At 45.8% G+C, this 948-nt stretch carries 1 protein-coding gene; it reads left to right on the forward strand.

Annotated elements, in window-relative coordinates:
- Positions 1–948: MobA/MobL family protein (locus JFC08_RS13605; protein WP_198331109.1), on the forward strand; the 948-nt coding region annotated here is incomplete at both ends.

A 948-nucleotide genomic window follows, 5' to 3' on the forward strand; every position in this document is an offset into this window, starting at 1 on the left:
ACGATATGGATGTGATTGCGGATGTGTGTATCCATCGTCCGGTGATGAAGTTGCCTTTTGATCCTAATGTGCCACCAAGTTCTAAGTATTTGCGTGAGGGTGAGGAGAACCCTGATCCCCGTAATTTTCACGCGCATATTTTAGTCACTACTCGAGCGCCTCTTGTTGGAGCTAATAAAACCTTGGCGTTTGATCCAAAGCTTAAGACCCCGTTTGAGTGGTCCAATAAAAAACGTAAGGCGCATGATCTGCCGTCATCGTTGCAGGAGATTAAGCGTATTCGTGAAATGTGGGTAGATACCGCCAATAAGGTATTGGCCGAATATCATCTACCGCTGATGGATGCGCGCAGTTACAAGGATCAGGGGCTTGATCAGCAGCCCACTATTAAAATGGGAGTGGAGGCGACGGCCATGGAGCGCCGAGGCATCACGACCGAAAAAGGTAATACCAACCGCGCCATCAAAGCACGTAACAAATTGGTGGCTGACAACCATATCAAACAGGAGGCAGACAATGAGCGACGAATTAGCGCACTTAGAAAAGGACTTGCTTGGGCAACTGAGAAAAATGCAAGACTACCTGGACGCATTGGAGACACAAAACAACGAGCTGATTTTGCAAAACAACTCTCTGGAAGCTCAGAACCTCACATTACGTACTGCACAGAACAAAATAATAGAACGGCAATTCGAGTTGACGACACAAAACGATGCGTTGAAGATGCAAAATCAGGCATTGCTTGGGCAGCTAAACGATGCGAAAACCTACCAAAGCGATGTGATGACACAAAACAAAGAATTAATGGCACAGCACAAGCAAATAACAAGCTTACACAACGAATTGACGACACAAAACAAGCAATTGAGGGAATCACTGAAGCTATCGGAAAATCAGATATTGAAATTAACAAAGCAACTGAGCGAAGTGCAAGACCAGCCCCCAACC

This window comes from Psychrobacter cibarius, from assembly GCF_016107535.1.
GTDB lineage: Bacteria > Pseudomonadota > Gammaproteobacteria > Pseudomonadales > Moraxellaceae > Psychrobacter > Psychrobacter cibarius.